The sequence below is a fragment of the Brevirhabdus sp. genome, assembly GCF_052826345.1.
This window is the reverse complement of record NZ_JBRBUA010000070.1, coordinates 1-7,725: the sequence shown is the minus strand read 5'-3', so window position 1 is coordinate 7,725 and position 7,725 is coordinate 1. Positions and strand designations below refer to the sequence as shown.

General features: G+C 66.5%; 8 protein-coding genes and 1 pseudogene. 6 read left to right on the top strand and 3 right to left on the bottom strand.

Features of this window, described 5'->3' with window-relative positions:
- On the bottom strand, window positions 1-848 hold an 848-nt coding region (locus tag ACU0BR_RS08840), incomplete at its 3' end, for a penicillin acylase family protein (protein WP_446156474.1).
- Window positions 849-926: 78 nt separating this feature from the next.
- Between ACU0BR_RS08840 and ACU0BR_RS08835 the strand changes: the two genes are divergently transcribed.
- Window positions 927-1,802, top strand: a complete 876-nt coding sequence (locus ACU0BR_RS08835; RefSeq protein ID WP_446156473.1) for an NAD(P)-dependent oxidoreductase — start codon at window positions 927-929, stop codon at window positions 1,800-1,802.
- 105 nt (window positions 1,803-1,907) lie between these two features.
- Here ACU0BR_RS08835 and ACU0BR_RS08830 read toward each other — a convergent pair whose 3' ends face one another.
- Window positions 1,908-2,645 carry a hypothetical protein gene (locus ACU0BR_RS08830; RefSeq protein ID WP_446156472.1) on the bottom strand — a complete coding sequence of 246 codons (738 nt, stop codon included), beginning with the start codon at window positions 2,643-2,645 and terminating at the stop codon, window positions 1,908-1,910.
- 28 nt (window positions 2,646-2,673) lie between these two features.
- Window positions 2,674-3,966, bottom strand: a complete 1,293-nt coding sequence (gene serS, locus ACU0BR_RS08825) for a serine--tRNA ligase (protein WP_446156471.1) — start codon at window positions 3,964-3,966, stop codon at window positions 2,674-2,676.
- Window positions 3,967-4,274: 308 nt separating this feature from the next.
- Here serS and ACU0BR_RS08820 point away from each other — a divergent pair, with 308 nt between their 5' ends.
- The 5 genes and pseudogenes from ACU0BR_RS08820 to ACU0BR_RS08800 all read left to right on the top strand — a co-directional run.
- Window positions 4,275-4,967: a phosphatidylserine decarboxylase gene (locus ACU0BR_RS08820; RefSeq protein ID WP_446156470.1), complete on the top strand. Its 693-nt coding sequence runs from the start codon at window positions 4,275-4,277 to the stop codon at window positions 4,965-4,967.
- 1 nt (window position 4,968) lies between these two features.
- Complete coding sequence (pssA, locus tag ACU0BR_RS08815; protein WP_446156469.1) at window positions 4,969-5,751, top strand: CDP-diacylglycerol--serine O-phosphatidyltransferase; 783 nt, start codon at window positions 4,969-4,971, stop codon at window positions 5,749-5,751.
- Window positions 5,751-6,407: a class I SAM-dependent methyltransferase gene (locus tag ACU0BR_RS08810; protein WP_446156468.1), complete on the top strand. Its 657-nt coding sequence runs from the start codon at window positions 5,751-5,753 to the stop codon at window positions 6,405-6,407. Before pssA ends, ACU0BR_RS08810 begins: the two co-directional genes overlap by 1 nt.
- Window positions 6,408-6,657: 250 nt before the next feature.
- Entirely contained in the window at window positions 6,658-6,981 is a 324-nt protein-coding gene (gene yajC / locus ACU0BR_RS08805) for a preprotein translocase subunit YajC (RefSeq protein WP_446156467.1), read from the top strand.
- Window positions 6,982-6,996: 15 nt separating this feature from the next.
- Window positions 6,997-7,725 (top strand): annotated as a pseudogene (locus ACU0BR_RS08800) (protein translocase subunit SecD); the annotation flags it as partial.

Genomic DNA, 7,725 nt, shown 5'->3' with positions numbered 1-7,725 from the left:
GGATCGTTGGCCAGCAGCGTTGCGCTGGTGGCGGAACGCGACGGCGCCGCCGCCCAGGCGTTCGACGCGCCCTCCAGCCCGCGCCGGGGCAGCGGCGACAGCGGATCGCGCGGCGCGCTGGCATAGCGGCGTGGTCCCGGTTCCAGCCCCGGCACCAGCGCGGCATATTCGGGCAGCGCCGCGATCCCGGGTCCCGGCACGTCGGGCAGGATGTCGGCAAGCCGCTCGGGCGGGACGCTCAGCGATACCTGCGCGCGCAGGACCTCATCCTGTAGATGGCCCGACAGCTGCAGGGCCATCAGCTTGCCTATGGCGATGGTGTCGGCGGGCTGCCACGGCGCCACCTGATTGGAAAAGACGAAGAATTCCGGCGCACCGCGCCCCAGCGCCTGTTCGTTGACCTTTTCGATCCAGGCGTTGACGCCGCGGGCATAGGCCTCCAGCGCGGTCTTGGTGTAATCGGTCTGTGCCTCGACCGACTGCGCGGCAAGGCGGTAGAGATCGAGCCTGCGCAACAGCTGATCGGTATCGAGGGTGCGCCGCCCGAAAAGTTCCGACAGGCGCCCCTGCACGGTGCGCCGCAGCATCGTCATCTGCCAAAGACGGTCCTGCGCATGTGCAAAGCCCAGCCCGAAATACACATCCGCATCCGATGCGCCGAAGATATGCGGCACATTCGCGTTGTCGCGCACGATCTCGACCGTGCCTTCCAGCCCGTCGACATATTGCGTGGCGTCATAGTCGGGAATGGAGCGGCTTGCGAACCAATAGACCAGGATGCCCACCGCCGCGCCCAGCAGAACCATTCCCGTGAATATGCGCAGCAGCCATTTGAACAGCCGGGCCATGATACTCCATTCGGTTGACGCCATGTCCTGCATCGTTAGTTAGATGCAAAGCATTCAGAGCGCAATTGGAGGAAAGACATGGCGAAAGTGGCATTTCTGGGACTGGGCGTCATGGGATATCCAATGGCGGGACATCTGGCGAAGGCCGGGCATGAGGTGACGGTCTACAACCGCACCCGCGAAAAGGCCGACCGCTGGGCCGAGGCGCATGGCGGCAAGGCCGCGGACACGCCCGCCAAGGCCGCCGAGGGTGCTGAATTCGTCTTTGCCTGCGTCGGCAACGACGACGACCTGCGCGCGATCTGCACCGGCCCGGACGGTGCGCTTGCGGGGATGTCGCGCGGCGGCATCTTTGTCGATCACACCACCGTGTCCGCAGAGGTCACGCGCGAGCTGCACGCGAAGGCGGCCGAGGACGGCATCGAGTTCATCGACGCCCCCGTGTCCGGCGGGCAGGCCGGTGCCGAAAACGGCGCGCTCGTGGTGATGTGCGGCGGCGATCAGGCGACCTTCGACAAGGCGGAGCCGATCATCGGCGCCTATGCCCGGGCCTGCCGGCGTCTGGGGCAAAGCGGTGCCGGACAGCTGACCAAGATGGTCAACCAGATCTGCATCGCCGGTCTGGTTCAGGGTCTGTCCGAAGGTCTGCATTTCGCGCAGAAGGCCGGGCTCGATGCCGAAGCGGTGGTCGACGTGATCGCGGGCGGCGCGGCGGGCAGCTGGCAGATGCAGAACCGCTACAAGACGATGCTGGCCGATGAGTTCGAGCATGGCTTCGCCATCGACTGGATGCGCAAGGATCTGGGCATCTGCCTGTCGGAAGCCGACAACAACGGCGCCAGCCTGCCGGGCACCGCGTTGATCGACCAGTATTACAAGGACGTGCAGAACATGGGCGGCGGGCGCTGGGACACCTCGGCGCTGATCCGGCGTCTGCGCAAGCTCGACGGCTGAGCCGGGGGCGGCTGAGCAGGGGACGGGCCGTCGCCGCGGCGCGGCGCACGGGTCGCAGATGTTCGGGAAGATGCGCAGGGGCGGCGCAGGGGGTGCGCCGGAGCCTCAGCCCTTGCGCAACCACTTCGGCAGATCGCCGCACACCGCGGAATAGACCAGCAGCATGATGCCCGTGACGGCGAGGGCCGCGACGCTCCAGTTGTCGCCGCGGTTCTGTTCGGTGATCGCGACCAGCGCCCAGATCACCGCGGCGGTATAGGCGGGGCTGCGGGGCGGGCGCGACTGCAGGAAGCTGGCAAGCGCCAAGGCCAGCAAGATCGCCACCGCCGCCCAGACCGTTTGCCCCGCATCGCCGCCCGGGCCGATCCCGTAGCCCGCGCCCAGCAGGCCCAGCGACACACAGGCGGCCGCGGACAGCCACCCGGTGTACAGCGCCACCGGAAATTCCAGCAACCAGCGATCGTGCCCTTTCGGCAGTCGCAGCATCGCCACCACCGCCAGGATCAGCATCGCCCAGATCAGGACCGTCGCCCAGATCGGCGACTGCATCGCCACCAGCAGCCAGACGCTGCCGATGGCAAGCGATGCCGCCAGCGGGCCGCGTACCGGGGCCCATGCCGCATCGTCGGGCCGCGCGATCACGCCGAAAAACGCGCTGACCACCAGCCACAGGTAAATCACGCCCCAGATCGCGAAAGCCCAGCCTGCGGGCTGAACCGGCGGGGAAATCTGCGGCACCGGGAACAGGTCGGGATCGAAGCCGCCGAAACCCGGCGTCAGCAGGGGCGCGCCGACGAAGGCCAGCGTGGCGATCAGCACCAGCCAGGGCTTGAGCACGCTCACGCCCGTGCCTCCGGTCGCGATAGGGGGCTCATTCCAGCCCGCCCGCGGCGCCGAGACGGGATTTGCCGCCGAGATAGGGGTGGAGCACCTCGGGCAGATTCACCGAGCCGTCGGCCTGCTGGCCATTCTCCAGCACCGCGATCAGACAGCGCCCCACCGCCAGGCCCGAGCCGTTCAGCGTGTGCACGAACTCGGGCTTGCCGCCGCCCTCGGGGCGGAAGCGCGCGCTCATGCGCCGCGCCTGGAAATCACCGCAGAGCGACACGGAGCTGATTTCGCGGTAGCTGTTCTGACCGGGTAGCCAGACCTCGATGTCATGCGTGCGCTGCGCGCCGAAACCCATGTCCCCGGTCGAAAGCACGACCGTGCGATACGGCAGGCCCAGCCGGTCGAGGATGCCCTCGGCGCAGCCGGTCATGCGGTCGAGCTCCTCGCGCGATGTGTCGGGGTGGGTGATCGAAACCATCTCGACCTTTTCGAACTGGTGCTGACGCAACATGCCCGCGGTGTCGCGGCCGGCGCTGCCCGCCTCGGAGCGGAAGCATTGCGTGTGCGCGACGAACCGCCGGGGCAGGGCGGCTTCCTCCAGCGTCAGGCCGTTGACGATATTGGTCAGCGTCACCTCGGCAGTGGGCACCAGCCACAGGCCCTCGGTGGTCTGATAGCTGTCCTCGCCGAACTTGGGCAGCTGCCCGGTGCCCAGCATCATCTCCTCGCGCACCAGCACCGGCGTCCAGGTCTCGCTCAGGCCGTTTTCGGTGACATGGGTGTCCAGCATGAACTGCGCCAGCGCCCGGTGCAGCCGCGCCACCGCGCCCGACAGCACGACATAGCGCGCGCCCGACAGCTTTGCCGCCGTCTCGAAATCCATGCCGTTGCGAACCGCGGGCAGCTGATAATGCTCCAACGGGGCGAACTCAAAGCTGCGCGGCGTGCCGCGGCGGTGCAGCTCGACGTTGTCATCCTCGTCCGCGCCGTCGGGCACCTCGGGCAGGGGCAGGTTGGGCAGCGCCATCAACAGATCGCGCAGGCGCGCGTCCTCGATCCTGGCCTGTTCCTCCAGCCCGGCGAGCTCGTCCTTCTTGGCGGCGACCAGCGCGCGCAGACGCTCGAACTCCGCTTCGTCGCCACGCCCCTTGGCGGCGCCGACCTGCTTGCTGGCGGCGTTGCGCTCGGCCAGCGCATCCTCGGCCGCGCGGATCGCTTCGCGGCGCGCGCTGTCGATCGCCAGTATCCTGGCGGATTGCGACGACAGGCCGCGCCGCTGCATGGCCTGATCGAAGACTTCGGGCGCTTCGCGGATGGCGCGGATATCGTGCATTTCTGGTTCCTCGGACAGTTGCGGGCAGGACCGGCGTGGCATGCGCCGGATTTTCAGCGGCTGTTTAGCGCGTTTCGCACGGGGTGTAACCGGCGATCTGGCATCCTATGTAGGGCGGACGCAGAAATGCCATCCCCCGGCCCCGTTGTGCGCGCGTCGCCGCACAGGTCGCGGATGACAGGGCGCAATTCGCACGCTAAGCAGTGGCGGGCACGCGCCCATCGGATGAAAAATCTCTTTTGGCGTTGTATCCTGCGTGGGAACATCGTTAACAAACGACCTAATTCAACGGAAAAGCGACCCTGTCGATGAACATGCTGGAAACCTTCATCAAGCCGATGCACCGAGAAGGCATCCGGTTTGTCGCCATTTTCGCGGCAATCACCCTGGTCCTTTTCTTCGTGGAGGAGGCTTTGGGCTGGATCGGCGTCGGGCTGACGGTCTGGTGTTACTATTTCTTCCGCGATCCCAAACGCGCCACGCCGCTGCGCGAGGGGCTGGTGGTCAGCCCCGCCGACGGCACGATCTCGCTGATCGAAAAGGCCGTTCCCCCGGCGGAACTCGGCATGGCGGACACGGCGTTGACGCGGGTGAGCGTCTTCATGAACGTCTTCGACTGCCATGTGAACCGCTGCCCCGTCGAGGGGGAGGTGGCCGCTGTCGCCTACCGCCCCGGCAAGTTTTTCAACGCCTCGCTCGACAAGGCCAGCGACGACAACGAGCGCAACAGCCTGTGCATCGCGCTGCCCGATGGGCGGCAGGTCGCGGTGGTGCAGATCGCGGGGCTCGTGGCGCGCCGGATCGTGTGCTTCGTGCAGAAGGGCAATCATCTGGACACCGGCGAACGGTTCGGCCTGATCCGTTTCGGTTCCCGCGTGGATGTCTATCTGCCCGAGGGCGTGCACCCGCTGGTGTCGATCGGACAGAAGATGGTATCGGGCGAGACGGTTCTCGCCGACCTGACATCCGCCGAGCCGCCGCGCCTGGCCCGGATTGCCTGATATGTCGAAACCCCCCGCGTCCCCGCCCGCAACCAGTCGGCGCCGCCTGCGCGGAGAGCAGCCGATCATCAACCTGCTGCCCAACCTGCTGACGATCGGCGCGATCTGCGCCGGGCTCACCTCGATCAGGCTCAGCTTTCACGGCGACTTCGAACGCGCGGTGCTGCTGATCCTGGTCGCCGCCATCCTGGACGGGTTCGACGGGCGGCTGGCGCGGCTGCTGAAATGCGAAAGCGCCATCGGCGCCGAGCTCGACTCACTCGCCGATTTCGTGAATTTCGGCATTGCGCCGTCGATGATGATCTACGTCTGGGCCTTGCAGGATCTGCGGCAGGCGGGCTGGATCTCCGTGCTGATCTACGCGGTCTGCTGCGTGATCCGGCTGGCGCGGTTCAACGTGGGCATCAAGGCCGAGGTCCGCGACGACGGCAAGTTCTTCGTGGGCATCCCGTCGCCTGCGGGCGCGATGCTGGTGCTGTTCCCGATGTTCGTGTCGTTCCTGCTGTTCGACGGCGCGCCGACCATCCCCTCATCGCTCATCGCGCTTTACATCGTGACCGTCGGCCTGCTGATGATCAGCCGGATTCCGATCTGGTCCTTCAAGGTGATGACGATTTCGCGCGACCGGGTGAAATTCCTGATCGTGGGCTTCGTCATCCTGTTGGCGGCGCTGCTGATTTACCCCTGGGCCACGCTGGTGTTCCTGGACCTGGTCTATGTGACCGGCGTTCTGTGGGCGTGGACCACGGACAGACGGAAACGCAATCATCGAACGGAGATCTGATGGAACTGCGCGCGGTCCAATCATCATACGCCCGCTGGGCACCGATATATGACAAGACCTTCGGGGCCCTGACCAATGCCGGGCGTAGACGCGCGACCGCGCATGCGAATATCCAGGGCGGTCACGTGCTGGAGGTCGGCGTCGGCACCGGGTTGTCGTTGCCGCATTACGACCCGGGCGTCGAGGTTACGGGAATCGACGCCAGCGACGAGATGCTGGCCAAGGCGCGCGCCCGGGTCGCGCGGCAAAAGCTGTCGCATGTGAAGGCGCTGATGCAGATGGACGCGCGCGTCCTCGACTTTCCCGACGATCATTTCGACACGGTGGCCGCGATGCATATCGTCTCGGTCGTGCCCGAGCCCGAGCGCGTGATCGCCGAGATGGCGCGCGTGTGCAAACCCGGCGGCAGCATCGTCATCACCAACCATTTCTCGCGCGATCGCGGCCCGCTGGCGGTGGTCGAGCGGATGTCGGCCCCTTTCGCCAATCTGCTGGGATGGCATTCGGATTTCCCGATCCAGCGGGTTCTGAACGAAAGCTGCCTTTCGGTGAAGACGCAAAAGACGCTGCCTCCCGCGGGCATGATGACCTTTCTGGTGCTTGAAAAGACCGATGCCTGTCTGGCGTCGGCGGAGCGTCGGCAAATCGCGTCCTGAGGGCCCGCCCGCCGGTGCGGGGTGCGCGGCGTCCCCGACCGCGTGGCCTCGCCGCGCGTCGGCTTTCGGGCAGGCAGGTTTCGGGTGACGCGGCGCGCGCGGCGCATCCCCGGCATTTGGCGCGTTCACAATCCGCTGTCATGGTGCCGCACGGGGCCGGGGGACGCCTTGTGCATTGCGTTGGCCGAAGATAGGGTGCGCGCGAAATCATGAGGTGCCGACGCACCCCGCCACTGTCAAGGACCCCGGAATGTTCGCAACACCCGCCTACGCCCAGGCCGCCGGAGGCGCCGCAAGCGCCTTCACCAGCTTTATCCCGCTTATCCTGATCTTCGCGATCATGTATTTCCTGCTGATCCGTCCGCAGCAGAAAAAGCTCAAGCAGCACAAGGCGATGGTCTCCGCGTTGCGTCGTGGCGACCAGGTCATCACCCAGGGCGGGCTGATCGGCAAGGTCACCAAGGTCAAGGAAGGCGAGGAACTCGAGGTCGAGATCGCCGATGGCGTCAAGGTCCGCGTGGTGCAGGGCACCATCGCACAGGTCATTTCCAAGACAGAGCCTGCCAGCTCCTAACCGCTGGGGGCGGCGATGCTTCATTTTTCTCTCTGGAAACAGATTCTCGTCTGGGGCCTATGCGCGCTCGGGCTTGTGCTGGCCGCGCCCAACGCGTTCTACACCCGCGTGGAGCAGCATAACGACGCCGTGAAGGCGATCGAGAAGGGGCTGCCCGTCACGCCCGAGCTGACAGCGCAGCGCGCGGGCTGGCCCGACTGGCTGCCCAACAATCTGGTCAACCTCGGTCTCGATCTGCGCGGCGGCGCGCATCTGCTTGGCGAGGTTCAGCTGTCGGACGTCTACGCCCAGCGGATGAACGCGCTGTGGCCCGAGGTGCGCGATGCGCTGCGGGCCGAACGCGGCACCGTCGGCACGATCCGCAGGCAGGATTCGGCCCCCGACGAGCTGCGCGTGCGGCTGTCCAACCCGCAGGCCATTCAGGATGCGGTCGCCATCGTGCAGAAACTGGCGCAACCCGTCGTTTCGCTGGGCTCGGGTCCGACCACGGATCTGCTGGTGTCCGGTCAGAATGGCGAGGTCGTCGTCAAGCTGTCGGACGCAGAGCGCGCGGCGACCGACGATCGCACCATCCGCCAGAGTCTCGAAATCATCCGCCGCCGCGTCGATGAGGTCGGCACGAGAGAGCCGACGATCCAGCGCCAGGGCAGCGACCGCATCCTGATCCAGGTGCCCGGCATCGGCTCCGCCGAAGAGCTCAAGTCGCTGATCGGCACCACCGCGCAGCTGACCTTCAACAAGGTG